Annotated in this window: 27 protein-coding genes, 1 tRNA gene and 1 pseudogene; 13 read left to right on the top strand and 16 right to left on the bottom strand. The window is 72.3% G+C overall.

The genetic code is table 11. The features are described from left to right. Nucleotides 1-47 precede the first annotated feature (47 nt). From ACZ4UB_RS00520 to ACZ4UB_RS00485, 8 genes are all read left to right on the top strand, one after another. Nucleotides 48-482: an Lrp/AsnC family transcriptional regulator gene (locus ACZ4UB_RS00520; RefSeq protein ID WP_468067358.1), complete on the top strand. Its 435-nt coding sequence runs from the start codon at nucleotides 48-50 to the stop codon at nucleotides 480-482. Nucleotides 483-499: 17 nt separating this feature from the next. Beyond that, the gene (locus tag ACZ4UB_RS00515; protein ID WP_468067357.1) at nucleotides 500-1,378 is read left to right on the top strand and encodes a DUF2797 domain-containing protein; all 879 of its coding nucleotides are present in this window, start codon (nucleotides 500-502) and stop codon (nucleotides 1,376-1,378) included. Nucleotides 1,379-1,424: 46 nt separating this feature from the next. Beyond that, entirely contained in the window at nucleotides 1,425-2,333 is a 909-nt protein-coding gene (locus ACZ4UB_RS00510; RefSeq protein WP_468067356.1) for an amidohydrolase family protein, read from the top strand. A gap of 78 nt (nucleotides 2,334-2,411) precedes the next feature. Beyond that, nucleotides 2,412-3,179: a response regulator transcription factor gene (locus ACZ4UB_RS00505; protein ID WP_354378951.1), complete on the top strand. Its 768-nt coding sequence runs from the start codon at nucleotides 2,412-2,414 to the stop codon at nucleotides 3,177-3,179. Then, the gene (locus tag ACZ4UB_RS00500) at nucleotides 3,176-4,726 is read left to right on the top strand and encodes a sensor histidine kinase (RefSeq protein WP_468067715.1); all 1,551 of its coding nucleotides are present in this window, start codon (nucleotides 3,176-3,178) and stop codon (nucleotides 4,724-4,726) included. Before ACZ4UB_RS00505 ends, ACZ4UB_RS00500 begins: the two co-directional genes overlap by 4 nt. A gap of 25 nt (nucleotides 4,727-4,751) precedes the next feature. Then, nucleotides 4,752-6,020, top strand: coding sequence for a bifunctional glycosyltransferase family 2/GtrA family protein (locus tag ACZ4UB_RS00495; RefSeq protein ID WP_468067355.1), 1,269 nt, complete (start codon nucleotides 4,752-4,754; stop codon nucleotides 6,018-6,020). Beyond that, a complete protein-coding gene (locus ACZ4UB_RS00490; protein ID WP_468067354.1) occupies nucleotides 6,017-8,158 on the top strand; it encodes a glycosyltransferase family 39 protein in 2,142 nt (713 codons plus the stop codon). Before ACZ4UB_RS00495 ends, ACZ4UB_RS00490 begins: the two co-directional genes overlap by 4 nt. Nucleotides 8,159-8,251: 93 nt before the next feature. Further along, nucleotides 8,252-8,875: a TetR/AcrR family transcriptional regulator gene (locus ACZ4UB_RS00485; protein WP_468067353.1), complete on the top strand. Its 624-nt coding sequence runs from the start codon at nucleotides 8,252-8,254 to the stop codon at nucleotides 8,873-8,875. Between the two features lie 17 nt (nucleotides 8,876-8,892). Here ACZ4UB_RS00485 and ACZ4UB_RS00480 read toward each other — a convergent pair. After that, nucleotides 8,893-10,473 (bottom strand): annotated as a pseudogene (locus ACZ4UB_RS00480) (MDR family MFS transporter); the annotation flags it as partial. An 84-nt stretch (nucleotides 10,474-10,557) separates the two neighbouring features. Next, nucleotides 10,558-10,962 (bottom strand): MarR family winged helix-turn-helix transcriptional regulator, encoded by a 405-nt coding sequence (locus tag ACZ4UB_RS00475; protein WP_354379034.1) that lies wholly within the window; start codon nucleotides 10,960-10,962, stop codon nucleotides 10,558-10,560. Between the two features lie 162 nt (nucleotides 10,963-11,124). Between ACZ4UB_RS00475 and ACZ4UB_RS00470 the strand changes: the two genes are divergently transcribed. Continuing rightward, nucleotides 11,125-11,343, top strand: a complete 219-nt coding sequence (locus tag ACZ4UB_RS00470; protein ID WP_354378956.1) for a hypothetical protein — start codon at nucleotides 11,125-11,127, stop codon at nucleotides 11,341-11,343. Between the two features lie 18 nt (nucleotides 11,344-11,361). Here the strand turns inward: ACZ4UB_RS00470 and ACZ4UB_RS00465 are convergent, their stop codons facing one another. The 9 genes from ACZ4UB_RS00465 to ACZ4UB_RS00425 form a co-directional block, all read right to left on the bottom strand. After that, nucleotides 11,362-12,150: a hypothetical protein gene (locus ACZ4UB_RS00465; RefSeq protein ID WP_468067352.1), complete on the bottom strand. Its 789-nt coding sequence runs from the start codon at nucleotides 12,148-12,150 to the stop codon at nucleotides 11,362-11,364. An 84-nt stretch (nucleotides 12,151-12,234) separates the two neighbouring features. After that, a complete protein-coding gene (locus tag ACZ4UB_RS00460; protein WP_467960345.1) occupies nucleotides 12,235-13,095 on the bottom strand; it encodes an RNA polymerase sigma factor SigF in 861 nt (286 codons plus the stop codon). A 220-nt stretch (nucleotides 13,096-13,315) separates the two neighbouring features. Then, entirely contained in the window at nucleotides 13,316-14,254 is a 939-nt protein-coding gene (locus tag ACZ4UB_RS00455) for an RNA polymerase sigma factor SigF (RefSeq protein WP_468067351.1), read from the bottom strand. A gap of 236 nt (nucleotides 14,255-14,490) precedes the next feature. Then, nucleotides 14,491-14,652 (bottom strand): hypothetical protein, encoded by a 162-nt coding sequence (locus tag ACZ4UB_RS00450; RefSeq protein ID WP_351050749.1) that lies wholly within the window; start codon nucleotides 14,650-14,652, stop codon nucleotides 14,491-14,493. Between the two features lie 371 nt (nucleotides 14,653-15,023). After that, nucleotides 15,024-15,314, bottom strand: coding sequence for a hypothetical protein (locus tag ACZ4UB_RS00445; protein ID WP_467960349.1), 291 nt, complete (start codon nucleotides 15,312-15,314; stop codon nucleotides 15,024-15,026). Nucleotides 15,315-15,480: 166 nt separating this feature from the next. Further along, nucleotides 15,481-15,567 (bottom strand) — tRNA-Ser (locus ACZ4UB_RS00440). An 80-nt stretch (nucleotides 15,568-15,647) separates the two neighbouring features. After that, the gene (gene tadA, locus ACZ4UB_RS00435; protein ID WP_468067350.1) at nucleotides 15,648-16,076 is read right to left on the bottom strand and encodes a tRNA adenosine(34) deaminase TadA; all 429 of its coding nucleotides are present in this window, start codon (nucleotides 16,074-16,076) and stop codon (nucleotides 15,648-15,650) included. A gap of 122 nt (nucleotides 16,077-16,198) precedes the next feature. Continuing rightward, on the bottom strand, nucleotides 16,199-16,756 hold the full coding sequence (locus tag ACZ4UB_RS00430) for a tRNA adenosine deaminase-associated protein (protein ID WP_354378962.1): 558 nt from the start codon (nucleotides 16,754-16,756) through the stop codon (nucleotides 16,199-16,201). A 349-nt stretch (nucleotides 16,757-17,105) separates the two neighbouring features. Next, nucleotides 17,106-17,303 (bottom strand): hypothetical protein, encoded by a 198-nt coding sequence (locus ACZ4UB_RS00425; protein ID WP_354378963.1) that lies wholly within the window; start codon nucleotides 17,301-17,303, stop codon nucleotides 17,106-17,108. A gap of 285 nt (nucleotides 17,304-17,588) precedes the next feature. Between ACZ4UB_RS00425 and upp the strand changes: the two genes are divergently transcribed. Beyond that, nucleotides 17,589-18,224, top strand: coding sequence for a uracil phosphoribosyltransferase (upp, locus tag ACZ4UB_RS00420; RefSeq protein WP_354378964.1), 636 nt, complete (start codon nucleotides 17,589-17,591; stop codon nucleotides 18,222-18,224). An 85-nt stretch (nucleotides 18,225-18,309) separates the two neighbouring features. Here upp and ACZ4UB_RS00415 read toward each other — a convergent pair whose 3' ends face one another. Both ACZ4UB_RS00415 and ACZ4UB_RS00410 read right to left on the bottom strand, forming a co-directional pair. Beyond that, nucleotides 18,310-18,978: a LytR C-terminal domain-containing protein gene (locus tag ACZ4UB_RS00415; RefSeq protein ID WP_468067348.1), complete on the bottom strand. Its 669-nt coding sequence runs from the start codon at nucleotides 18,976-18,978 to the stop codon at nucleotides 18,310-18,312. Nucleotides 18,979-19,145: 167 nt separating this feature from the next. Further along, nucleotides 19,146-19,442, bottom strand: coding sequence for a type II toxin-antitoxin system VapB family antitoxin (locus ACZ4UB_RS00410; protein ID WP_330331599.1), 297 nt, complete (start codon nucleotides 19,440-19,442; stop codon nucleotides 19,146-19,148). A gap of 88 nt (nucleotides 19,443-19,530) precedes the next feature. Between ACZ4UB_RS00410 and ACZ4UB_RS00405 the strand changes: the two genes are divergently transcribed. Together ACZ4UB_RS00405 and opcA are read left to right on the top strand one after the other, a co-directional pair. Then, nucleotides 19,531-21,114 carry a helicase HerA-like domain-containing protein gene (locus ACZ4UB_RS00405; RefSeq protein ID WP_468067347.1) on the top strand — a complete coding sequence of 528 codons (1,584 nt, stop codon included), beginning with the start codon at nucleotides 19,531-19,533 and terminating at the stop codon, nucleotides 21,112-21,114. An 85-nt stretch (nucleotides 21,115-21,199) separates the two neighbouring features. Further along, a complete protein-coding gene (gene opcA / locus ACZ4UB_RS00400) occupies nucleotides 21,200-22,132 on the top strand; it encodes a glucose-6-phosphate dehydrogenase assembly protein OpcA (RefSeq protein WP_399264647.1) in 933 nt (310 codons plus the stop codon). On the opposite strand, the gene ACZ4UB_RS00395 is transcribed toward opcA, so the two are convergent. Both ACZ4UB_RS00395 and ACZ4UB_RS00390 read right to left on the bottom strand, forming a co-directional pair. Then, nucleotides 22,081-22,587 carry a cupin domain-containing protein gene (locus ACZ4UB_RS00395; protein WP_468067346.1) on the bottom strand — a complete coding sequence of 169 codons (507 nt, stop codon included), beginning with the start codon at nucleotides 22,585-22,587 and terminating at the stop codon, nucleotides 22,081-22,083. The genes opcA and ACZ4UB_RS00395 overlap by 52 nt on opposite strands. A 63-nt stretch (nucleotides 22,588-22,650) precedes the next feature. Beyond that, nucleotides 22,651-23,253 carry an HhH-GPD-type base excision DNA repair protein gene (locus ACZ4UB_RS00390; RefSeq protein WP_468067344.1) on the bottom strand — a complete coding sequence of 201 codons (603 nt, stop codon included), beginning with the start codon at nucleotides 23,251-23,253 and terminating at the stop codon, nucleotides 22,651-22,653. 106 nt (nucleotides 23,254-23,359) lie between these two features. Here ACZ4UB_RS00390 and ACZ4UB_RS00385 point away from each other — a divergent pair, with 106 nt between their 5' ends. Continuing rightward, nucleotides 23,360-24,172 carry a VOC family protein gene (locus ACZ4UB_RS00385; RefSeq protein WP_468067714.1) on the top strand — a complete coding sequence of 271 codons (813 nt, stop codon included), beginning with the start codon at nucleotides 23,360-23,362 and terminating at the stop codon, nucleotides 24,170-24,172. 29 nt (nucleotides 24,173-24,201) lie between these two features. On the opposite strand, the gene ACZ4UB_RS00380 is transcribed toward ACZ4UB_RS00385, so the two are convergent. Beyond that, complete coding sequence (locus ACZ4UB_RS00380; protein WP_468067343.1) at nucleotides 24,202-24,717, bottom strand: SRPBCC family protein; 516 nt, start codon at nucleotides 24,715-24,717, stop codon at nucleotides 24,202-24,204. Between the last annotated feature and the right edge of the window lie 338 nt (nucleotides 24,718-25,055).

Genomic DNA, 25,055 nt, shown 5'->3' with positions numbered 1-25,055 from the left:
CCGGAGTCGCCGGGATCCGCGGGACACCGGCGGGGCGGTAGGCACACGTGGACGACATCGACCGGGCGTTGATCTTGCGGCTGCAGGAGGACGCCGGACAGTCCTACGCCGCCCTCGGCACGGCCGTCGGGCTCTCCGCCGGGGCCACCCACGAGCGGGTGCGCAAGCTGCGCGAGCGCGGGGTCATCCGCCGGACCACCATCGACGTGGACCCCGCGGCCGTCGGCAGCGGGGTCCTCGCCTACGTCCACGTCGATTCCACCGCCTGGATGGGTGAGTCCGCGGCCGCCTTCGCGGCGATCCCGGAGATCCAGGAGGCCCACATCATCGCGGGCACCGCCTCGGTCCTGGTCAAGGTCCGTACGGCCACGACCGAGCGGCTCCAGGACGTGCTGCGCAGGCTCTACGCCATCGAGGGCGTGAGCGGCACCCAGGCGACCGTGGTCCTGGAGACCTTCTTCGAGCGGCCGCTCCCGCTGTGACCTGGCGGTGCACCGGCATGGGATGGAGCGGCGGGCAGCCCTCCATCGGCTGGTACGCCGAGGGCCGCGGCCCGGGGCCCGGAGCCGACGAGCGCAGGAGCGTGCTCGCCTACGGGCAGCGCCTGTCCTTCGTCGGCCGGGGCGAGCGGCGCTGCCTCGGCGTCCGCCGGGCCGGGAAGCGGACGCCGTGTCCCACCGCCGCCACCGTCTCCGAGCGCGCGGGCAACGCCCAGTGCCCCGAGTGCGCCAGGCTGGACCGGTCCTTCTCGGTGGCCGCCGACACCAACGTCGCGGATCCGCGCACCTACCGCGTCTACCTCGCCTGGTTCGGGCCCGGCCTGGTCAAGGTCGGCATCACCGCCGAGGAGCGCGGTCCGGACCGGTTGCGCGAGCAGGGCGCGGTGACCTGGAGCTGGCTCGGACGCGGACCGTTGATGGCGGCCCGGCGCACCGAGGAGCTGCTGCGGGCCGCCCTCGGGGTGCCCGACCGGATCGCCTACGCCCGCAAGCGCGCCGTACGGGCTCAGCTGCCACCCGCCGAGGAGCGGGCCCGGGAGGTGGCCGACCTGCACGCGCGGGCCGGCGCGCTCGCCGACTGGCCCGAATCGCTGGAGCGCACGGGGTGCGAGGTCGCCGACCACGCCGGGCTGTTCCGGTTGGACGCCCTGCCGGTGCCCGCGCGGGTGATCACCGGGATGATCCCCGGCGGAGCCGTCGACGGACTGCTGGTGGGCGCGGCCGGGCCGGACCTGCACTTCGCCGACGGGCTCGTGGTCGACACCCGGCTGTTGGCCGGCTGGGCGCTCGTCGCCCCGGAGGGGTCGCACCCGCCCGTGCCCGCGCCGTGGACGGACCTCGCGCCCCCGCCCGCCGCCGAGCAGGACGGGCTCTTCTGACCCCGGGCATGGACACGCGAGGGGGCCGCCGCCGAAGGTGGGTGCCATGAGCAACCAGTTGAGCGGCGCGGCGGCCGCGCCCGGTACGACCGGGTCGGTCCGTGCCTTCCGGGAGCGGCTCGGGCTCCCCGGGCTGATCGACGTCCACACGCACTTCATGCCCGAACGCGTGCTGGCCAAGGTGTGGGACTACTTCGACGCCGTCGGTCCGCTGACCGGCACGCGATGGCCCATCACCTACCGGCACGAGGAGCGGTACCGGGTCGACCTGCTGCGGGAGTTCGGCGTCCGGGCCTTCACGGCGATGCTGTACCCGCACAAGCCCGCCATGGCCGCCTGGCTCAACTCCTGGTCCGCGGAGTTCGCCGCCCGCACCCCCGACTGCCTGCACACCGCGACCTTCTTCCCCGAGGCGGGGGCCGAGGAGTACGTGCGCCGGGCGGTGGAGGGCGGCGCCCGCGTCTTCAAGGCACACCTCCAGGTCGGCGCCTACGACCCGAACGACGAGCTGCTCGACCCCGTCTGGGGGCTGCTCGCCGAAGCCGGTGTCCCCACGGTGATCCACTGCGGTTCCATGCCCACCCCGGCCGCCTTCACCGGGCCCGAGCCGCTGGCCCGGCTGCTCGCCCGGTACCCCCGGCTGCCGTTGGTCATCGCGCACATGGGGATGCCGGAGTACACCGAGTTCCTGGACCTCGCCGACCGCCACCCCGAGGTCCGCTTCGACACCACCATGGCCTTCACCGACTTCTCCGAGCGGATGAGCCCCTTCCCGGTCCGCGAGCTCGGGCGGCTCGCGGCGCTCGGCGACCGGATCCTGCTCGGCACCGACTTCCCGAACATCCCCTACCCCTACGAACACCAGCTGGCCGCCCTCGAAGGGCTCGGCCTCGGGGACGACTGGCTGCGCGCCGTCTGCCACGACAACGCCGCCCGGCTCTTCGACCTCTCCTGAGCATCGGAGAGGGGATTCTCAGGAGAATCACAGAAAGGGCCAAGGGGGCTTTCACCGGCGCAGGCGAGCGTGGGCGCCATGACTGCGACGACCACTTCCCACGCGTCCACGTCCACCAGCAACCCCATGGCCCTCGTCCGGCCCGATGGCGGCCCGTGCCGGGTCCTCGTCGTGGACGACGAGGCATCGCTGTCCGAGCTGCTGTCCATGGCCCTGCGCTACGAGGGGTGTGAGGTCCGCAGCGCGGGTGACGGAGCGGGTGCGGTGCGGACAGCGGCGGAGTTCCATCCCGACGTGGTCGTCCTCGACATCATGCTCCCGGACATGGACGGGCTGGCCGTCCTCGGCCAGCTGCGCCGCCGGCTCCCGCAGGTCCCGGTGCTCTTCCTCACCGCGAAGGACTCGGTCGAGGACCGCATCGCCGGTCTGACGGCGGGCGGCGACGACTACGTCACCAAGCCCTTCAGCCTGGAAGAGGTGGTCGCCCGGCTGCGGGGTCTGGTCCGCCGCTCCGGCGCGGCCCAGGCCGCGCGCGGCGAATCCGTGCTGGCCGTGGGCGACCTGCGGCTCGACGAGGACAGCCACGAGGTGAGCCGGGGCGGTCGGGAGATCCACCTGACCGCCACCGAGTTCGAGCTGCTGCGCTACCTCATGCGCAACCCGCGCCGGGTGCTCAGCAAGGCGCAGATCCTGGACCGCGTGTGGTCCTACGACTTCGGCGGCCAGGCCAACGTGGTCGAGCTGTACATCTCCTACCTGCGGCGCAAGCTGGAGAGCGGCCCCGGCCTCCCGCCGCTGATCCACACCCGGCGCGGCGCCGGATACCTGATCAAGCCGAGCGAATAGTGGCGCTGCGGATCCCCGGTCGGCGGCCCTGGTCCCTGCGGACCCGGCTCGTCGTCTCGGCCGTGCTGCTCATCGCGGTGGTGGGCGCGGCCATCGGTACCGTCACCATCCTGGTCCTGCGCTCCTACCTCGTGGGTCAGCTCGACCGTCAGCTCACCACCTCGGTGAACATGGCCTCCCGGGGACCCGGAGCCGAGAAGCCCACGCGGGACACCCTCGCCTTCGTCCTGGGACCCGGCAGCCCCTTCGGCGCGGCCGGAGTGCGCCTCGACTCGGACGGCAAGGTCATCGCGGCGGCCCGTAGCGTGCCCGCCGACGGCCCCGCCCCCGACCACCGCCAGACGCTCACCGATCCCCAGACCAAGGCCCTGCTGGAGGCAGCCGGGAAGGCCAGGTCGGGGGAGGAGCGGCCCGTCGACGTACGGCTGCACGGCCTGGGCAACTACCGCGTGCTCACCGCCGCCGACGGCAGCCTCGTGCTCGGCTTCCCCCTCGACGGGGTCGACTCCACCGTGAACACCCTGATCGGCGTGGAGGTCTGCGTCACCCTCGCCGGCCTGATCGCCGCCTCCCTCGCCGGGCAGGCGCTGGTCGCCGTGGCCCTGCGGCCGCTGCGCCGGGTCGCCGCCACCGCGACCCGGGTATCGGAACTGCGCCTGCACAGCGGCGAGCCCGCCCTCGACGAGCGGGTCCCGGAGGCGGAGGCGGATCCCCGGACCGAGGTCGGCCAGGTCGGCGCCGCCCTCAACCGGATGCTCGGCCACGTCTCCGCCGCGCTCACCGCCCGCCAACAGAGCGAGACCCGCGTCCGGCAGTTCGTCGCCGACGCGAGCCACGAACTGCGCACCCCGCTGGCCTCCATCCGCGGGTACGCCGAACTCACCCGCCGGGGCCGCGAGGAACCCGGACCCGACACCCGGCACGCCCTGGGCCGGATCGAGTCCGAGGCGACCCGGATGACCGGGCTGGTCGAAGACCTGCTGCTGCTGGCCCGGCTCGACGCGGGCCGCCCGTTGTCCTACGCCGCCACGGACCTGGCACCCCTGGTCGTGGACGCCGTCAGCGACGCCCGCGCGGCCGGACCCGAACACCACTGGAGACTGGAGCTGCCGTCCGAGGCGGCCCCGGTGGCCGCCGATCCGGCCCGGATCCAGCAGGTCCTGGTGAACCTGCTGGCCAATGCCCGCACCCACACCCCGCCCGGCACCACCGTCACCGCCCGTGTTTCACGTGAAACAACCTCCGTCCGCGTCGAGATCGAGGACAACGGCCCCGGCATCCCGAGCGAACTGCTCCCCCACGTCTTCGAGCGCTTCGCGCGCGGCGACGCCTCCCGTTCCCGCCACGCGGGCTCCACCGGGCTCGGGCTCGCCATCGTGCAGGCCGTCGTCTCGGCCCACGGCGGGACGGTCGGCGTCCGCAGCGCGCCCGGACGGACCCGCTTCGAGGTCCGGCTCCCCCTCCACACCGAGCCCGGACATCCGGCGGCCGTGGACGCACCGGCCGGCCACTCACAGACGGGCCACAGGCTCACCACACAGCCGTGACAGCCCGCCCCGCGAGAGTCGGTGCATGCCAACCGACCTCTTCCCCGGGACGGGGACCCTGCCCGCCCGGGCACCGCTCGCCCCCGTGCCCGGCGCGCCCGTACTCGACGTGGTCATCCCGGTCTTCAACGAGGAGAAGGACCTCGGCCCCTGCGTGCGCCGGCTCCACGAGCACCTGACGCGCACCTTCCCCTACGCCTTCCGCATCACCATCGCCGACAACGCCAGCACCGACCGCACCCCCGAGGTCGCGGACGCCCTGGCCCGGGCCGTCGCCGGAGTCCGCAGCACCCGGCTGGAGGAGAAGGGCCGCGGCCGGGCCCTGCGCACCGTCTGGTCCGCCTCCGACGCGCCGGTCCTCGCCTACATGGACGTGGACCTCTCCACCGACCTCAACGCCCTGCTCCCACTGGTCGCCCCGCTGATCTCCGGGCACTCCGACCTCGCGATCGGGACCCGGCTCGCCCGCTCCTCGCGGGTGGTGCGCGGCGCCAAGCGCGAGTTCGTCTCCCGCGCCTACAACCTGATCCTGCGCTCCTCGCTCTCCGCCCGCTTCAGCGACGCCCAGTGCGGCTTCAAGGCGATCCGGCGCGACGTCGCCGAGCGACTGCTGCCCCTGGTGGAGGACTCCGGCTGGTTCTTCGACACCGAACTGCTCGTCCTCGCCGAGCGCGCCGGGCTGCGCATCCACGAGGTGCCCGTCGACTGGGTGGACGACCCGGACTCCACGGTCCACATCGTCCGCACCGCCACCGAGGACCTCAAAGGGGTCTGGCGGGTGGGCCGGGCCCTCGCGGTCGGCGCCCTCCCCCTCGACCGGATCGCCCGCCCCTTCGGCGACGACCCGCGCGACCGCGCGCTCAGCGGAGTCCCCCGGGGCCTGGCCCGCCAGCTCATGGGCTTCTGCGCGGTCGGCCTCCTGAGCACCCTGCTCTACCTGGCGCTCTACTCCGCCTTCCGCGCGGGCGCCGGACCCCAGCTCGCCAACGGCGCGGCCCTGTTGCTCTCCGCCGTCGCCAACACCGCCGCGAACCGCCGACTGACCTTCGGCGTTCGCGGCCGTGACCGGGCTGTGCGCCACCAGGCCCAGGGCCTGGTGGTCTTCGCCATCGGGCTGGCCCTGACCAGCGGCTCCCTGGCCGCCCTCGGCGCGGCCACCACGACTCCCGCGCACGGCACCGAGCTGGCCGTCCTGGTGACGGCCAACCTCGCCGCGACCGTGCTGCGCTTCCTGCTCCTGCGCGCCTGGGTCTTCCCGGACCGCTCCGCCCCTGTGAAGGAGACCCTCCGATGACCGCGGCCGTGCCCCTGCTGGACTCACCCTTCCCCGAACGCGCCCCGGCGGCCGCGATCGCGCTGCGGCCCCGCTGGGAGCGCCCCGCGTTCCTCGCGCTCCTGCTCGTCACCGCCGTCCTCATGCTGTGGGACCTGGGCGCTTCCGGCTACGCCAACTCCTTCTACTCCGCGGCCGTCCAGGCGGGGAGCGAGAGCTGGAAGGCCTTCTTCTTCGGTTCCTCCGACGCGGGGAACTCCATCACCGTCGACAAGCCGCCGGCCGCCCTGTGGCCGATGGCCCTGTCCGTCCGGCTGTTCGGCCTCGGCAGCTGGCAGATCCTGGTCCCGCAGGCCCTCATGGGAGTCGGTACCACGGCCGTCCTCTACGCCGCCGTACGCCGCCAGTTCGGCCCGGTGGCCGGGCTGCTGAGCGGCTCGGTCTTCGCGCTCACCCCCGTGGCCGCGCTGATGTTCCGCTTCAACAACCCCGACGCCCTGCTGGCCCTGCTGATGACCGTCACCGTCTACTGCGTCCTGCGCGCCCTGGACGGCGCCCACACCAGGTGGCTGGTCGGGGCCGGTGTCGCGGTCGGCTTCGCCTTCCTCACCAAGACCCTCCAGGCGTTCGTCGTCCTGCCGCCGCTCGCCCTGCTCTACGCCGTCTGCGCGCCCACCCGGCTGCGCCGCAGGCTCGGCCAACTCGGCCTCGCCGCGCTCGCCATGGTGGCCGCCGGAGGCTGGTGGGTGGCCGTCGTCGAGCTGTGGCCCGCCTCCTCCCGCCCGTACATCGGCGGTTCGCAGAACAACTCCTTCCTGGAACTCACCCTCGGCTACAACGGACTCGGCCGGATCAACGGTGACGAGACCGGCAGCGTCGGTGGCGGCGCGCGGGCCGGTGGCGGTCCGGGTGGCGGCGGGGGCGGTGGTTGGGGCGAGACCGGCATCGATCGGCTCTTCTCGGCCAACATCGGCGGCCAGATCTCCTGGCTGCTGCCCGCTGCCCTGGTGCTGCTCGTCGCCGGACTGGTGATCACCTGGCGCGCCCGGCGGGCCACCGACTCCCTGGAGGGCATGGCCCGGGCGTCCTTCTTGGCCTGGGGCGGCTCCCTGCTGATCACCGCACTCGTCTTCAGCTACATGCAGGGCATCTTCCACGAGTACTACACCGTGGCGCTGGCGCCGTACGTGGCCGCGCTGACCGGCATGGGAGTGGCCGTGCTGTGGGAGGAGCGGGGTGGCCGGGCCGCCGGTATCACCCTGTCCGGTGTCCTCGCCCTGAGCGCGGTGTGGTCCTACGTCCTGCTCGGCCGGGCCGAGGGCCATCTGCCCTGGCTGCGCTGGGCGGTGCTGGTGGCCGGGCTCCTCGCGGCCGCGGCGCTGCTGGTGGGTGCCCGCCTCGGACGCCGGGCCGTGCTGGTCGCGGCCGCGGTGGGCGTCGCCGCCGTACTGGCCGGGCCCCTGGCCTACACCGTGGACACGGTGGGTACGGCGCACACGGGCTCGATCGTCACGGCCGGTCCCGCGGTCGCGGGCGGCCGGGGGCCGGGCGCCATGGGGCCGCGGTTCGCCGGGGCGGAAGGCGGGCCCGGCCGGGCCGGCTTCCCGCAGGGCGCTCCGCCGCGGGGCGCGGGCCTGGGCGCCGGGCGCGGTGCGGCGGCGGGCGGCGGGCCCGCGGGCCAGGGCGCCCCGGGCGGCGCCGGCGGCTTCGGCGGCGCTCCCGGCGGGAGCCGCGCGGGTGGCGGCGGGGGCATGGGCGGGTTGCTGGGCGGTACGAGGACGAGCGCGGCGGCCACGGCGGCCCTGCGCGCGGACGCGGACCGCTACACCTGGGCGGCCGCGGCCGTCGGTGCGCAGAACGCCGCGAGCTACCAGCTGGCCTCGGGCGAGCCGGTCATGCCGATCGGCGGCTTCAACGGCAGCGACCCGTCACCGACCCTGGCGCGGTTCCAGGCGTACGTGAAGGCCGGCAAGATCCACTACTTCATCGGTCAGGGCACGGAGGAGGGCGCCGAAACGGGCGCCGGCGGCCGGGCCGTCACCCGCGGCGGCGGGGGCCCCGGAGGCGGCACGAGCAGCGCCATCGAGACCTGGGTGAAGGCCAACTACCGCCCCACCACGGTGGGCGGAGCCACCTTCTACGACCTCACCCCGTCCTGAACCGACCACAACACGAGGGGCACCCTCTAGCATCATCAAGAGGGCGGACCGGGCATTCCGGGTCGATCCACCTGTCTTGAGGAGGGTGCCTCCATGGCCACCACGGCGGACCCCGTGACCATCCGGACCAGCGTGTGGCTGGCCGCGCGGCCCGCCTCCGGGGCCAGACGGCGCAGCGAGGACACCTCCGGACTGGACCGGGACCGGATCACCGGCGCCGCGGTCGGGCTGCTCGACTCCGACGGGCTCGCCCGCTTCTCCATGCGCCGCCTCGCGGGCCGGCTCGGAGTGACCGCGATGTCCCTGTACTGGTACGTCGACACCAAGCACGACCTGCTGGAACTCGCCCTGGACAGCGCCTTGGGCGAGCTCACCCTGCCCGCGGACTCGCCCGCCGGGGGATGGCCCGCCCGGCTGCGTTCGCTGGCCTGCGGATACCGCGGGCTGCTCGCCGAGCGGCCGTGGGTGGCGACGCTGGCCACCGAGTACCCCAACATCGGCCCGCACGCCCGGGCCTTCGACGCGGCGCTGCTGCGGCTGCTCGACGCCACCGGGCTGACGAACGCCGGCCGGACCGGAGCCCACCTCGCCGTGTCGCAGTTCCTGCACGGCTGTGGGGGTCCGGTCCGGCGGGCGCCCGAGGGCGACTTCCACTTCGCCCTCGACGTCCTCATCGCGGGCATCGAGGCGAAGACGGGGCCTTGGACGGGGCCTTAACCGATCGACTCGGAACGGGCCGGCACCTGGGCCTCGGCGACCGCGGGGGCGGCGGCCGTGCCGGCGGCCGGGGAAGCGGCGGCCGGAGCCTCGGCCATCGGCTTCGAGCGCAGTGCCACCTCCTTGATGAAGACCACCAGCACCAGCGCGAGCAGCGCGGTCGGGGCGGCGTAGAGGAAGACGTCGCCGACGCCGTGGCCGTAGGCGGACTCGATGACCGTGCGGAAGGGCGCGGGCAGCGTCTTCAGGTCGGGGATGGCCCCGCCGCCGGTGCCGCCGTGGCCCATGGCCGCGGCCTTCGGGCCGAGCTCGGCCAGGCCGTCCTTGACGTAGTGCGTCACCCGGTTCGCCATCACCGCGCCGAGCGCGGAGACGCCCACGGCGCCGCCGAGCGAGCGGAAGAAGGTGACGACCGAGCTGGCCGCGCCCAGGTCCTGGGGGGCCACCTGGTTCTGGGTGGCGAGGACCAGGTTCTGCATCATCATGCCGAGACCGAGGCCGGTCAGCGCCATGTAGATCGCGATGTGCCAGTACGGGGTGTCGTAGCGCAGGGTGCCGAGCAGGCCCAGTCCGGCGGTCAGCAGGACGCCGCCGGAGACCAGGAACGCCTTCCACTTGCCGGTCTTGGTGATGACCTGACCGGAAACCGTGGAGGAGACGAACAGGCCGCCGATCATCGGAATCGTGAGGATTCCGGACATCGTCGGGCTCTCACCGCGGGCCAACTGGAAGAACTGACTGAAAAACACGGTGCCCGAGAACATCGCGACGCCGACGAACAGCGAGGCGGCCGAGGCCAGCGTGATGGTCTTGTTGCGGAAGAGGCGCAGCGGGATGATCGGGTCGCTCGCCTTGGACTCGACGAAGAGGAAGAGCAGGCCGAGGACCACGGCCCCGCCGGTCATCGTCCAGGTCTGCCAGGAGATCCAGTCGTACGAGGTGCCGGCCTGGGTGACCCAGATCAGCAGCGTGGAGACGGCGGCGCTGATGAGGAAGGCGCCGAGCCAGTCGACCTTGACGTCGCGGCGGACGACCGGGAGCCGCAGGGTCTTCTGGAGCACGATCAGCGCGATGATCGCGAAGGGCACGCCGACGTAGAAGCACCAGCGCCAGCCGAGCCACGCGGTGTCGGTGATGACCCCGCCGAGCAGCGGGCCGCCGACGGTGGCGACGGCGAAGACCGCGCCGAGGTAGCCGCTGTAGCGGCCGCGCTCGCGCGGGGAGATCATCGCGGCCATCACGATCTGGGCGAGGGCGGACAGGCCGCCGACGCCGATGCCCTGGACCACCCGGCAGGCGATCAGCATGCCGGTGTTCTGGGACAGGCCCGCGACGACCGAGCCGAGGACGTAGATCACCAGGGATATCTGGACCAGCAGCTTCTTGCTGAAGAGGTCGGACAGCTTGCCCCACAGGGGGGTCGCGGCGGTCATCGACAGCAGGGCGGCGGTGACCACCCAGGTGTAGGAGGACTGGGTGCCGCCGAGATCGCTGATGATCTGCGGCAGCGCGTTGGAGACGATCGTGGAGGAGAGGATCGCCACGAACATGCCGAGCATCAGCCCGGACAGCGCCTTCATGATCTGCGGGTGCGTCATGGGTGCGCCGTCGGGCATGGGCTCCGACTGGCCGCCTCCCCGCACACCGGTGGGTGTGGTCGTAGCCATGTGAATCCTTACGTTCTAGAAGCTCGATCGGAGTCGGGCCAGCAGGGTGGTCAAGGTGGTGACGTCCTCGGCGGACCAGTCGCCCAGCGTCCGCTCCAGGGCGGCCGTGTAGCGGACGCCGAGTTCGCGGAGCAGGCTCCGGCCCGCCGGGGTGAGGCGCAGGATCCGGCAACGGCCGTCGCCGGGGTCGGCCTCGCGGGCGATCCAGCCGCGCTCGGCCACGTGAGCCACGTGGCGGCTGGTGACCGAGATGTCGATGGCGAGCAGCTCGGCGAGGCGGCTCAGCCGCATCTCGCCGTGCCGGTCGAGGACGGTGAGCACGGCTGCCGAGCCGGGCGGGCAGTCGGGCGGGAGGGTACGGGCGAGGTCGCGCTTGATCGCGCCGATCCCGGTGAGCTGGCGGGCCAGCTCTTCGTACAGCTCGTACTGCGTGCCGGTCCGTGTCGCGTCTCGCGTGAGCACCGCGCTCCCCTCCCCATCTTGTTGCTTTGAGCAACCATAGAAGCAGATGGTTGCTACAGGCAAATGAATCCGGGGTGGAGGGCGGTAAAGGAATCGGAAAACCCGCTAGGGTCCTGAGCCATGGCTGCACACACCAACTCCCAGGGCCCCGAGGGCAACTACGACCCCGCGGGCAGCACCCAGATGTTCCGTGCCTTCGTGGACGAGGCGGAGGCCGCCCGTCCGGCGGCCGCGGCCGCCTCGCACCGGCAGCAGGCTTCCAGGACGGGGGTGTGGCTGGCCGCGGTGGTCGCCCTCGTGGTCGTCATCGGCGTCGTCGCCTGGCTCGCGCTGAGCTAGAACGCCCGAGCGGGCGGCTCAGCTCCAGGTGGCGGTGACCCGCTGGGTCTCGATGTGCATGCCCAGGGGCACCCGCCAGGACTCCACGCACACCGTGTACGTCTGCGTCTTCGCCGCCCCGCCCGCGATCGGTGCGGGCAGGGGCTGGGTCGAGGTGATGGTGGCCCAGTCGATGCCGAGCGCGCCGATGATGTGGGTGGAGAAGGTCACCGTGCCCGAACGGGCCGCCGTGGTGCCCGTGTTGGTGAAGGTGACGCCGACCCGCTCGCACCAGCGGTCCGCGGCCGCCGACCGGGCGGGGGCGCCGAGCTGGATCCGGGCCGGGGTCGCCGCCGGGGGCTTGGGCGGCGGGGGCGTGGTCGAGCCACCGGAGCCGGCCGAGCCGCCGGACGTGCCGGAGCCGCCCGAGCCGCCTGACGTGCCCGTGCCGCCTGACGTGCCCGTGGCGGGTGGGGGTGCGGTGGTGCCGGGGGTGTCGCCGGGTCCGCCGGCCGGGGTGGATCCGGGGGCGCTCGCGGAGCCCGTGGGGGCGCCCGGGACGGCTCCGCCCGCGCCGGAGCCCGCGGTCGGCGGGTTTCCCGGGGCAGGGGGCGACGTACTGCTGGGCGGGGCGGAAGCGCCCGCGGGGCCGGCGAGGGGTTGGTACTCCACCGCGCCCTTGGGGGCCACGGTCTCCCCCGCGCCCCGCTCGGAGCCGGGAGCGGCGGCGCCCACCGCGACGTAACCGTCGCGCGGCGGACCGCCGCAGCCCGTCAGGGTCGCGGCGGTCACGCACACGGCAAGCAGGGTGAGCGATCCCTTTCGCATCGCGCCAGTTTTCCTGACGGATCGTCAATTGGGAAGCGCCCGCGGCATGGTTACCCGGCTCGCCCGACGTGCCCGCGGTCCGGGCTACTCGCCGATCAGGCCCTGGCGCAGCTGCGCCAGAGTGCGGGTCAGCAGCCGGGAGACGTGCATCTGCGAGATGCCGACTTCCTCGCCGATCTGCGACTGGGTCATGTTCGCGAAGAAGCGCAGCATGATGATCTGGCGCTCCCGGGGCGGCAGTTTGGCGAGCAGCGGCTTGAGCGACTCGCGGTACTCGACGCCTTCGAGCGCGGTGTCCTCGTAGCCGAGGCGGTCCGCGAGCGAGCCTTCGCCGCCCTCGTCCTCCGGTGAGGGCGAGTCCAGCGAGGACGCGGTGTACGCGTTGCCGACGGCGAGGCCGTCGACGACGTCCTCCTCCGAGACCCCGAGTACGGCGGCCAGCTCGGGCACGGTCGGCGAGCGGTCCAGCTTCTGGGCCAGCTCGTCGCTCGCCTTGGTCAGCGCGAGGCGCAGCTCCTGGAGCCGGCGCGGGACGCGGACGGACCAGGAGGTGTCGCGGAAGAAGCGCTTGATCTCGCCCACGACGGTCGGCATGGCGAAGGTGGGGAACTCCACGCCGCGTTCGCAGTCGAACCGGTCGATCGCCTTGATCAGGCCGATCGTGCCGACCTGGACGATGTCCTCCATCGGCTCGTTGCGGCTGCGGAAGCGGGCCGCCGCGTAGCGCACCAGGGGCAGGTTCAGCTCGATCAGGGTGTCGCGCACGTACGCCCGGTCGGGGCTGTCCGCCTCCAGCGCGGCGAGGCGGTGGAACAGGGAGCGGGAGAGCGTGCGGGTGTCATTGGGCGCTGTGGGCGCTGGCGGGGCTTCCGTGCGGTCGGACACAGCCGGCGTCTCGCTCTTGACGAGCGTGAGCACCTTGGAGCTGCCCTGTTCTACGGACATGCCACCCCCTTGGGATCGCGGACGGTCGCGGCGGGCGCGCCCGTCGGAGGAACGCAGCCTCCACCTGAATACCGGAGGCGGGGCTGCGGCAAACGCGGTTCCAGCAGAATGTCACATGTCGGCAACACGCTGTAGCGCCAAGTCGACATATAACTCCAGCGACAGAAGGGGTGTCAGCGGTTCTGTCGGTAAAGCGTCCGGAGGCTTTCACCCGTTCCGGTTACGCCTCGATCCTGTTTGCGGACCGCAGTCGCGCGAAGCTCCGGGCGAGCAGTCGGGACACGTGCATCTGGGAAACTCCCAGCTCCGCGCTGATCTGTGACTGTGTCAGGTTGCTGTAGTAGCGCAGCAGCAGGATCCGCTGCTCGCGCTCGGGCAACTGGACGAGCAGGTGGCGGACCAGGTCGCGGTGCTCGACCCCGGTCAGCTCGGGGTCCTCGTAGCCGAGCCGGTCGAGCAGGCCGGGCATGCCGTCGCCCTCCTGGGCGGCTTCGAGCGAGGTCGCGTGGTAGGAGCGGCCCGCCTCGATGCAGGACAGCACCTCGTCCTCGCCGATGCGCAGCCGCTCGGCGATCTCGGGGGTCGTGGGCATGCGGCCGTGGAGCGTGGTGAGGTCCTCGGTGGCCGCGTTGACCTGGACCCACAGCTCGTGGAGGCGGCGCGGTACGTGCACGGTGCGCACGTTGTCGCGGAAGTACCGCTTGATCTCGCCCACGACGGTCGGCATGGCGAAGGTGGGGAACTGGACCCCGCGTTCCGGATCGAACCGGTCGATCGCGTTGATGAGCCCGATCGTGCCCACCTGGACGACGTCCTCCATGGGCTCGTTGCGGCTGCGGAAGCGGGCGGCCGCGTACCGGACGAGCGGGAGGTTCGCCTCGATGAGGGCCCCCCGCACCCGGCTGTGCTCGCTGGTGCCCGGCTCCAGGCCCTTGAGCCGGCCGAAGAGCACCTGGGTGAGGGCCCGGGTGTCGGCGCCCCGGGTGCTGGGGGCGCGCGGGGCGAAGGGGGCGGTGGTGACCGTGGTGGTGGCGGTGCTGCTGGTGCTGGTGGCGGTGCTGGTGGTGCTGGTGACGGTGGTCGCCGTGTCCGCGTCGGACGGTGGATCGTCCTGGGGATCCTGCTGGGGTGGCACTTGAGGCGCAGTACTGGCCGGCACGGTCACGCCACCCCTTCAGTCAAGTTAACCAATCAGTCAAAAGCGGTCATAGCATCACAAGACATGTGCACTGTGCGCAAGCACCGTATATCGCCGTGTTGAGGGCAAGTTGGGCATTTGGCGGGTATCCAGGGGCAATGTGAAATCGAACGGCGAGCATGACCGGGGAACGCGAAAGGTCCCCCACCCGTCGGAGTGGGGGACCGGAGGTCCGGAAGCCGCAACGGCGTACGAGTTCAGCGCACCAGTTCGGTCATGAACTGGCCGATACCGGAAGCGGCATCCGAGATGCCCTGGAATCCGATCTGAACGAATTCCGCCGCTTTGACCGGTTGAGTGATGATCACATAGAGCACGAAGACGACGAGTCCGCCCACGACGATCTTCTTGATGTCCACGAGCGGGTTCGGCCTCCCCTGCCAATCCTTGCAACGTCGAGTGAGTCTAACCGCTCCGGTTCGATCACTCACCTGTCCTTTAAGGACCAATGACCTGACGGTCCAGGCCCTTTGCCGCTGCGGGGACGGGGGTGGGAGGGGCAGGATTGAAGACGAGCCCACCGGTTCTGGCAGGAAATCGGTGAGCTAGGGACAGGACCTCACTGCGGGGTCCGAGCCGCAAGCTTCCCCCCTGACTGCGGCTCGGGCTGGCAGGTCCCGTCCTCATCGGGGGAAGTGACTTGTCCCCCCGATGTCACTTCCCCCGTCCCCACCGTACGAAGGTCCCGACTCCGGTCGGGGCCTTCTGCGCGTTGGCCCCCCTATTCGATCTATTCGATGCCGGTCGCGAGGTTGGTCACCGGCGCCACCGTGTCCGTCAGGGGCGAGAGCTGGTCGGGCAGGGTCATCAGCTGGTTGAGCTGCTGCAGGGGCTCGCTGACCTTCGCGCCGATCTCCTGGACCGATCCCGGCGTCGCTCCCTCCGGCATGCCGGGGGCGGCGACCGGCAGGTCCGGCAGGGTGATCGGGGCGGCGGAGGCGACGGGGGCGGTGGCGGCGGCGAAGCCCGCCGTGGCGCCCGCGAGGGCCAGGGCGGCGAGCATGCGCTGGGTCTTGGTCATGCCGTGTCAACGGCCGAGCACCCGCCCGGTCACGCACGCCCGGTCCGACGCGGCCCCGGGCTCACCGGTGCGGAGTACGTCGGGGGCGCGTGGACGCGGCGCGGATCGACGGTTCCCGGAACGCCGAGAGCCCCGACCCTTGCGGGGCGGGGCTCTCGGACCAGAGCGGTAGCGGTGGGATTTGAACCCACGGATAGCTTGCACCATCACACGCTTTCGAGGCGTGCTCCTTCGGCCGCTCGGACACGCTACCGAGAGAGAGCTTAGCCCAAGGTGGGCCGTGCTCTGAAATCGATAGGCGGCGGGGGGTGAACGGTCCCCCGGAGGGTGCGGTCAGAGGTTCCGGAAGAAGCCCGTCAGCTGCTGCGCGCACTCCTCGGCGAGCACGCCGGCGATCACCTCGGGCCGGTGGTTGAGCCGGCGGTCCCGCACGAGGTCCCAGAGCGAACCGGCGGCGCCCGCCTTCTCGTCGCTCGCGCCGTAGACGACGCGCGCGATCCGGGACTGTACGAGCGCGCCCGCGCACATCACGCAGGGCTCCAGGGTCACCACGAGGGTGCACCCGGGCAGCCGCCACTCGCCGAGCCGCGCGGCGGCCCGGCGGATGGCGACCACTTCGGCGTGCGCGGTCGGGTCACCGGTCGCCTCGCGTTCGTTGTACCCGGTCGACAGGACGCTCCCGTCCGGGCCGAGCACGACGGCGCCGACGGGTACGTCACCGGCCGGTACCGCCCGGGCGGCCTCCGAGAGCGCCAGGCGCATGGAGGTCCGCCACGGGTCCCGGACCGGATCGGATCCGGCGCCGGGGTCGGATCCGCTACCGGTGCCGGGGTCGAGGTCGGGGTGGACAGGGGGGTCGGGAACGGGGTGGTGCGAAGGGCCCACTAGCGAACGGCCTCCAGCACCTCGGTCGCGCCGAGCGACTCGGCGATCTGCGAGAGCGCGTCCCCGTCGAGGTCCAGCAGTTCCTTGTGGCCCACTCCGAGGTCGTCGAGCAGCCGGGGGTCGCCGAGCGGCCCCGCGGGCACCGGCTCGACGCCGGTGTCCTCGTCGTCGTCGATGTCGTCCTCGGTGGAGGACCCTTGCTCGAACACGGCGACCACGTCCTCCTCGCCGTCCTCGGTGCCGTCGAGGTCCAGCTCGTCGAGTACGTCTTCCTCCTCGTCGCTGCCGAGCAGCTCTTCGGTGAGCATCGAGCCGTAGGAGCTGCGGGAGGCCGCGGCGGCGTTGGAGACGAAGATCCGCGGGTCCTCCTCCCCGTCCACGCGGACGACGCCGAACCAGGCGTCCTCCTGCTCGATGAGGGCGACCACCGTGTCGTCGTCGACAGCGGTGGAACGGGCGAGATCGATCAGATCGGTCAGCGACTCGACGTTGTCGAGATCCGTGTCGCTCGCTTCCCACCCGTCTTCGGTGCGCGCGAGCAGTGCGGCGAAGTACACCGTGACTCTCCCACTGGTGATAGGCGTGCCGGATGGAGGTCCCCCCGGCCGGAGGATGGGGTCGAACGGCCGTCGTGCTCGCCGTCGTGCCCCGCCCAATCGGCATCGTGGCAGAAACAGCGGCTTTGCGAGAGGTCTTCCGCGCTTGCGTCGTGCCGTGCCGTGTCGCCGGTGGGCTGCTCGGGGGGTGTCCGGCGGGGGCGCGCGGGTCGCTCGGGGGGCCTGTGCCGGGGGCGTCCGGGGTGGCGCGAGAGGCGTACGGGCGGGCGTGGCGGAGGTCGTGCGCGGTCGCGGGGATCCCCGTGCGGACACGGGGCGGGCGGGTCCGCGGGCGCCGTCCGCGCACCCGTCACCAGCGGAAGGTGCGCATCCGCATCTGCTGGCGCATCCGGGCCGCGCGGGCGCGTCGGGGCTGCACCCGGTCGCGCAGCTCACGGGCCTCGTTGAGATCGCGCAGGAACTGCGCGCGTCGCGCTCGTCGCTGCGCGGCGCTCTCCTGCGGCTGCGGTGCTTCCCTGTCCTCTTCGGTCGGCTGAACGTCGGGCATCGGCCACCACCCCGGCTGGTCCGGTCGTCCTCCTCCGCGTCGCGAAGCAGACCCCCCGCCCCCCACCTTCCCCCGGACCCGCGGGTTGATGCCAGTGGATCCGCGGCATCTCGGCAGGTCACACGAGCGGCCGGGCCGGGCGGGCGGGGGATCCGAGGAGCGGGCCCCGGGGCAGCTCCGCGGTGGGTCGGCGAGCCCGGCCCCGGATCGGGCCACGAGGTAGGTCACAGGCCGCGGCCCGTTCGCGCGGGCTCCGGGGGCGGTCCGCCCGGTTACTGTGGAGTCATGCGGATTCATGTCGTCGACCACCCGCTGGTGGCGCACAAACTCACCACTCTGCGCGATGAGCGCACGGACTCCCCGACCTTCCGGCGGCTCGCCGACGAGCTGGTGACCCTGCTCGCCTACGAGGCCACCCGGGACGTGCGCACCGAGCAGAGCGACATCACGACTCCGGTCGGCCCGACGACGGGTGTGAAGCTCTCCTACCCGCGCCCCCTCGTGGTGCCGATCCTGCGCGCCGGTCTCGGCATGCTCGACGGCATGGTGCGGCTGCTGCCCACCGCCGAGGTCGGCTTCCTGGGCATGGTCCGCAACGAGGAGACCCTGGAGGCCTCCACGTACGCGACGCGCATGCCCGAGGACCTCTCCGGGCGCCAGGTCTACGTCGTCGACCCGATGCTCGCCACCGGCGGCACGCTGGTCGCGGCGATCCAGGAACTGATCAAGCGCGGCGCCGACGACGTCACGGCCGTGGTGCTGCTGGCCGCGCCCGAGGGCGTCGAGGTCATGGAGCGCGAGCTGGCGGGCGCCCCGGTGACCGTCGTGACGGCGGCCGTGGACGAGCGCCTCAACGAGCACGGCTACATCGTGCCGGGCCTGGGCGACGCGGGCGACCGCATGTACGGCTCCGCGGAGTAGCACGGCAGCGGAACAGCCAGGCCCCACACCGGAGCGCCCCCGAGCACGGCTCGGGGGCGCTCCGGCACGTCAGCGGTAAGGCACGTCAGCAGGTCGCGGCGGGCGCGGGCCTCGGGTGGGCCAGGAGGGCCAGCGTCTTGTCCGCGTCCTCCTTCTTCGTCAGTTCCTTGAAGGAGTCGCCGAGGATCAGGTCGACGTCCGCGCCCTCGCGGGCGTCGGTCTGCGGTGTGGCGCCGGCCAGCTGCGCGCCGAGCACGGAGAAGACGGCCTTGTCGGTCCTGGGCGAGCCCAGCAGTATCCCGGCTCCGGTGACCTTCTTGTCGAAGTCGGCCGGGGCGTTGCCGACCTGGCCGATCAGGAAGCCGCGTTTCTTCAGTTCGTCGCCGACGGCCTTGGCCAGCCCCGCGCGCGGGGTGGCGTTGTAGACGTTGACGGTGATCTGGCCGGGCTGCGGCAGTGCGACGGCCGGGCTGGCCTTGGGCGCGGCGGCCGGTTCGCCCCGCGCGCCGCCCGTGGTTCCCGCCTTGGCGACCTTCGCGCAGTCCTTGGCGGCCGTGGCCACGGGGCGTTTGCCGTCGCCCCCGAAGACGCCGATGAGCTGCAGTGCCCCGTAGCCGAGCAGCGCGAGCGCGACGACCGCACCGAGCACGGCGAACACGATCCTCCGGCGACGCCGGGGACGGTGCATGCGGGGGTAGGCAGCTCCCGTGACGCGGTACTTTCCGCCCATGCCGGGGGGAGTGAGCATGCTCATGGGCGGCAGCGTAGTGCGGCCCGGTGACGATGCCTACTAAATGATCTGTTCATAGGCCAAGGGAGACCCGAAAGGCGCAATCCCGGGGATTCCCGGCACCCGACCCGGCTGCCTTGAGCAGCTACCCGGCCGGGACGCGGCGGGGACCCAGCCCATGCGGCGGGGACTCAGCCCATTTCGAGGACGCGCGCGTGCAGCACCTGGCGCTGCTGGAGCGCGGCGCGGACGGCGCGGTGCAGTCCGTCCTCCAGGTAGAGGTCGCCCTGCCACTTCACGACGTGCGCGAAGAGGTCGCCGTAGAAGGTCGAGTCCTCGGCGAGCAGCGTTTCCAGGTCCAGCTGTCCCTTGGTGGTCACCAGCTGGTCGAGCCGGACCGGGCGCGGGGCTACGTCCGCCCACTGCCGGGTGGTTTCCCTGCCGTGGTCGGGGTACGGCCGGCCGCTTCCGATGCGCTTGAAGATCACACGGAAAGCCTACCGGTCAAGGGCCTGCGGGCGCAGCCTCGCCTCCCTGGTGCAAAAGTGGCAGATAGCCCTATTACGGGAGTGATGCATGAGCGAGAGCAGCCACCAGAGCAGCGAAACGGCCGACCGGATCGTTTCCGGGTACGCCTTCACCGGACCGGCACTCGACCTGGGGGCGCTGCTCTGGGACGGGACCTGCCTGCCGGACCACCAGATCCGCATCCCGCTGTCCATGCTCAACCGCCACGGCCTGGTGGCGGGTGCGACCGGCACCGGCAAGACCAAGACCCTCCAGCTGATCGCCGAGCAGCTCTCGGCGAACGGGGTGCCCGTCTTCCTCGCCGACGTCAAGGGCGACGTCTGCGGCATCTCGGCCCCGGGCGTGCCCGGCGAGAAGGTCCAGGAGCGGGCGAAGGACGTGGCGCAGGACTGGCAGCCCACGGGTCACCCCTGCGAGTTCTACGCGCTGGGCGGGATCGGCCCGGGAATTCCGGTCCGGGCGACCGTGACCAGTTTCGGGCCGGTACTGATGTCGAAGGTGCTCCAGCTCAACCAGACGCAGGAACAGTCGCTCGGCCTCATCTTCCATTACGCCGATGCCAAGGGCCTGGAGCTCATCGACCTCAAGGACCTGCGGGCCACCGTCGCATTCCTCGTCTCCGACCAGGGGAAAGCCGAGCTGAAGGGGATCGGCGGGCTTTCCACGGTCACCGCCGGGGTGATCCTGCGCGCGCTCACGGCGTTCGAGCAGCAGGGTGCCTCGGAGTTCTTCGGGGAGCCGGAATTCGACACCAGTGAATTCCTCCGTACGGCCGCGGACGGGCGCGGCACGGTCTCCGTGCTGGAGCTGCCCGCCGTCCAGGACAGACCGCAGCTCTTCTCCACCTTCCTCATGTGGCTGCTCGCGGACCTCTACACCGACCTGCCGGAGGTCGGCGACCTGGAGCGGCCCAAGCTCGTCTTCTTCTTCGACGAGGCGCACCTGCTCTTCAACGGCGCGTCCAAGGCGTTCCTCGATTCCATCACCCAGACCGTCCGGCTCATCCGTTCCAAGGGCGTGGGCATCTTCTTCGTGACGCAGACGCCGAAGGACGTGCCCGCCGACGTCCTCGCGCAGCTCGGCAACCGGGTGCAGCACGCACTGCGCGCCTTCACCCCGGACGACGCCAAGGCCCTGAAGGCGACGGTGAAGACCTTCCCCCGTTCGGAGTACGACCTGGAGGAGCTCCTCACCCAGCTGGGCACCGGCGAGGCCGTCGTCACCGTGCTGAGCGAGAAGGGCGCGCCGACACCGGTGGCCGCGACCCGGCTGCGCGCCCCGCAGTCCCTGATGGGCCCGGTCGAGCCGGCCGTCCTCGACCAGGCGGTGAAGGCCTCGCTGCTCTACTCGCGCTACGCCGAACCGATCGACCGGGAATCGGCGTACGAGAAGATCGGCGCCGAACAGGCGGCCGCCGAGGCCGCGGCCGAGGCGGCGGCCGCCGCGGCGGAGGCGGAGAAGCAGGCGAAGGCGGCCGAGAAGGCGGCGCGCAGCGCTCCGAAGCCGGATCCCTCGCTGGCCGAACAGGTGGTGGGCAGCGGGCTGTTCCGCTCCCTGGCCCGCTCGATCGGGACCCAGCTGGGCCGGGAGATCTCCCGCTCGATCTTCGGCACGGCGAAGCGGCGCCGCTGAGGTCCCGGGCCCCGGGCCGGTGCTTCCAGGGGGAATCGAGCCATCCGGGTGACGTCGCCGTACCGGACGCTGAGAGACTCCTGGGATGCGGACCGAACTCACCGACACCACGTCCAGCCAGGTAAACCGGGCCCTCCTGGAGGCCCGCCGGGCCGTGGGCAGCCCGACCATGGGCCTCGTCCTGACCCTGGTCGTGGTCACCGACGAGGAGAACGCCTACGACGCCGTCCGCGCGGCCTCGGAGGCCTCGCGCGAGCACCCCTGCCGGATCATCGCGGTCATCAAGCGGACCTCGCGCGGTCCGCACAAGCTGCGCCAGACCCGGCTCGACGCGGAGCTGCGGGTCGGCTCGGACGCGGGCAGCGGGGAGGTCGTGCTGCTGCGGCTGCACGGCGAACTGACCGGCCACCCCGGTTCCGTGGTGCTGCCGCTGCTGGTGCCGGACGCGCCCGTCGTGGCCTGGTGGCCCGCCGACGCCCCGGCCGATCCGGCCCGGGACGCGCTGGGCGCGCTGGCCAAGCGCCGGATCACCGACGCGCAGGCGGCGCTGGACCCGGTCGCGGTGCTGGACGAGCGCGCCGCGGTGTACGCGCCCGGGGACACCGATCTGGCGTGGACCCGGCTGACGCCCTGGCGGGCGCTGCTGGCCGCGGCGCTGGACCAGAAGCCGCTCCCGGTGACCGGCGGGTCCGTGGAGAGCGAGGCGGACAACCCGAGCGCCGAACTGCTCGCCCGCTGGTTGGAGGACCGGCTCGGGGTGCCCTTCACCCGGGTGACCACCGAGGGGCCCGTCATCACCCGCGTCCGGCTGGAGACCACGGGCGGCGAGATACGGGTGGACCGGCCCAAGGGAGCGCTGGCGACGCTGGTGCTGCCGGGGAGTCCGGACCGTACGGTCGCGCTGAAGATCCGCAGCGACGCCGAGCTGATCGCGGAGGAGCTGCGGCGCCTGGACGCCGACGAGACCTACGGCTCGGCGCTGCGCCGGCGGCCGCTCCAGGCGGCGCTCTCGGCGTAGTGGTTGTCGTACACGGGCGAGGAGTCCTTGATGTCCTGGACGGTGGCCTCGCCCGCGTTGACCCGGCCCAGCAGCCGGTAGTAGTCGAAGCGGCCCATGCCGGGCGTGAAGCCGACGAGGACCTCCGCGGTGTGCCCGGCGGCGGGCGCGAAGGCGTGCTTGACGCCGGGCGGGACGGCGAGGAAGTCGCCCTTGCCCAGCGTCTGGACCTCGTCGTCGACCAGGACGTCGAGCTGACCCGAGGTCACGAAGAAGAACTCGGTCGCCTTGGTGTGGAAGTGCACCGGGGCGCCGGCCGCGCCCTCCTCGAAGACCGCGGTGTTGCAGGTCAGCGCGCCGCCGGTGGTGTCGGAGTCGGCGAGCAGGGTGATCAGGCTGCCGGGGGCGTCGGAGATGGCCTCGGCGGTGGCGGAGCGGGTCAGGTGCGCGGTGTGGTGTGCGGCTGCGGTGTTCATGTCCCCTAATCTACGGGCCCTGTTGACCGGATTCAGGGGCCAATTCCGGCACTGTTTCTCCGGTCAATTCCCGGCGGTCGGGACATGGGCGGCCGCCTTGGCGGCGGCCTTCGCCTCCTGCTTGTGCGCCCGTACCTTCGCGAGGGACTCCGGCCCGGTGATGTCGGCGGCGGACCGGTGGACCCCGGCGTCCCCGTAGCCGCCCGCGGCCTCGCGCCATCCCTTCGGCCGTACGCCGAGCCGCTTGCCCAGCAGCGCCAGGAAGATCTTGGCCTTCTGCTCGCCGAAGCCCGGCAGCTCCTTCAGGCGCCGCAGCAGCTCGGCGCCGGTCCCGACGCCGGTCCACACCGCGGCCGCGTCCCCGTCGTAGTGCTCGACCAGGTACGCGCACAGCTGCTGCACCCGCTTCGCCATCGACGCCGGATAGCGGTGGACGGCCGGCTTCTCGGACAGCAGCGCCGCGAAGGCGTCCGGGTCGTGGGCGGCGATCGCGTGCGCGTCCAGGTCGTCCGCCCCCATCCGCCGGGCGATCGTGTAGGGGCCGGTGAACGCCCACTCCATCGGTACCTGCTGGTCCAGCAGCATGCCGACGAGGGCGGCCAGGGGGCTGCGGCCGAGCAGGGCGTCGGCCTCCGGCTGCTGGGCGAGGCGCATCGTGATGTCCATGGCTCCAGCGTCGCGCGAGCCCGCGTTCCGCGCGCGGGGGACGCACCGCGCGCCTAGCGTGGGAGGGATGACCGGTGAGGGACCGCAGACTCAGGAGTCGATGGCGATGACCGATTTCCCGGAAGGCGCGCCGTGTTGGGCGGACGCGATGTTCACCGACGTGGAGGGTGCCAAGAGCTTCTACGGCGCGGTGCTCGGCTGGACCTTCGGCGATGCCTCCAGCGAGTACGGCAACTACACGCAGGCCTACGCCGACGGCAAGGCGGTGGCCGCCGTGGTCCCGCCGATGCCGGGGCAGGAGGGGACCTCGCAGTGGTGCCTCTACTTCGCCTCGCCCGACGCGGCCGCGACCGCGTCGAAGATCAAGGCGGCGGGCGGCGAGGTCTTGATGGAGCCGATGCAGGTCGGCACCTTCGGCACGATGGCGATCGCCAAGGAACCGAGCGGCGCGGTCTTCGGCGTCTGGCAGCCGGGGGAGCACAAGGGCTTCGAGAAGGTGGCCGAGCCGGGCGCGTACTGCTGGGCCGAGGTCTTCACCCGGGACGCGGCAGCGGCGGACGCCTTCCTGCCGAAGGTCTTCCCCTACACCTCGCACCAGGTCGACCTGGGTGACGGCCCGGAGGCCGAGGGCATGGACTTCAAGGTCTTCGGCCTGGGCGGCCCGGACAATCCGGTGCTGGGCCGGATGACGATGGGCTCGGAGTTCCCGCCGGAGATCCCGTCCTACATCCAGGTCTACTTCACGGTCCCGGACTGCGACGCGGCGGTGGCCAAGGCCACCGAGCTCGGCGGGACGCTGCACTTCGGGCCGATGGACAGTCCCTTCGGCCGCTTCGCGGCCGTCACCGACCCGCAGGGTGCGGCCCTCGCCCTGATCGACGTCACCACCACGGTGGGCGAGATGCCGAAGCTGGGCTGAGGACGACGCCGCCGGCGCGCCGGGACCGCTCAGCGCGCCGCCGGGGCCGCTTCGAGGGCCGCCTTGAGGTTGCGCAGGGTGGTCCGGATGTTGCGCCGCTGGAAGTCGGCGAAGGTGTGCCCGCGGGTCGCCACCCGGTCGAAGGCGTGGGCCACGGGGTCGGGCCAGGAGCGGCGGTCGTCGGTCCAGGTCTCCGTCACCCGGGTCCCGCCCTCGGCCGCCTCGAAGCGGTACTCCCAGGTGGCGATGGGTCCGGGCAGGCGCGGTCGCTTGAAGCCGATGGAGTGGACCCGGAAGCGGAAGAGCCGGTCCGGGTCGGCCGCCGTGACCGTGCAGCGGGTGGTCCAGCGGAAGGCGCCGCGCTTGTTGTGGCCGTCGAAGGACATGCCGACGTACGCGCCCTCCCGGCGCCCGTCGCGCAGGGTCGCCCCCAGGTTCTCCGGGCTCCAACTCCCCATGGCCACGGGGTCGGAGACGCGCAGGTAGGCGGTGGCCGGGCTGACGTCGATGAGGATGCTGTCGGACACGCTGAAGGTGCGGGGCATGGCACTCCGATCTCGTCTCTCGACGGCTCACGCTACCGCCGGAGCTACCGATCGGTAACCCCCGCGCCCGCGGGCCGGCCACCCGGGCTCGGCGCCGTCGGGGCGCCGGCACGTCGGCGTGCACGTCCGTGGACTTCACCCCGGAAAATCCCCGGTGGTTCGAGGTGCATTTGTCGACCTGTGGACTGGCGTAATACCTGCTGTCGCGGATACCGAAACTGTGTTCAAGCACCCGCCCGATCATGTCAATTCGAATAACTGAACCACAGCGGTGCCGCTCAAGGCCGTGGTACTGTCGAATCAGTTGCAGTTGTGGTTCCCAAAAGACGACAAGCGCT

This window comes from Streptomyces sp. NPDC028419, from assembly GCF_055565515.1.
The sequence above is the reverse complement of the archived record's forward strand: the minus strand, read 5'-3'. Positions and strand labels throughout refer to the sequence as shown.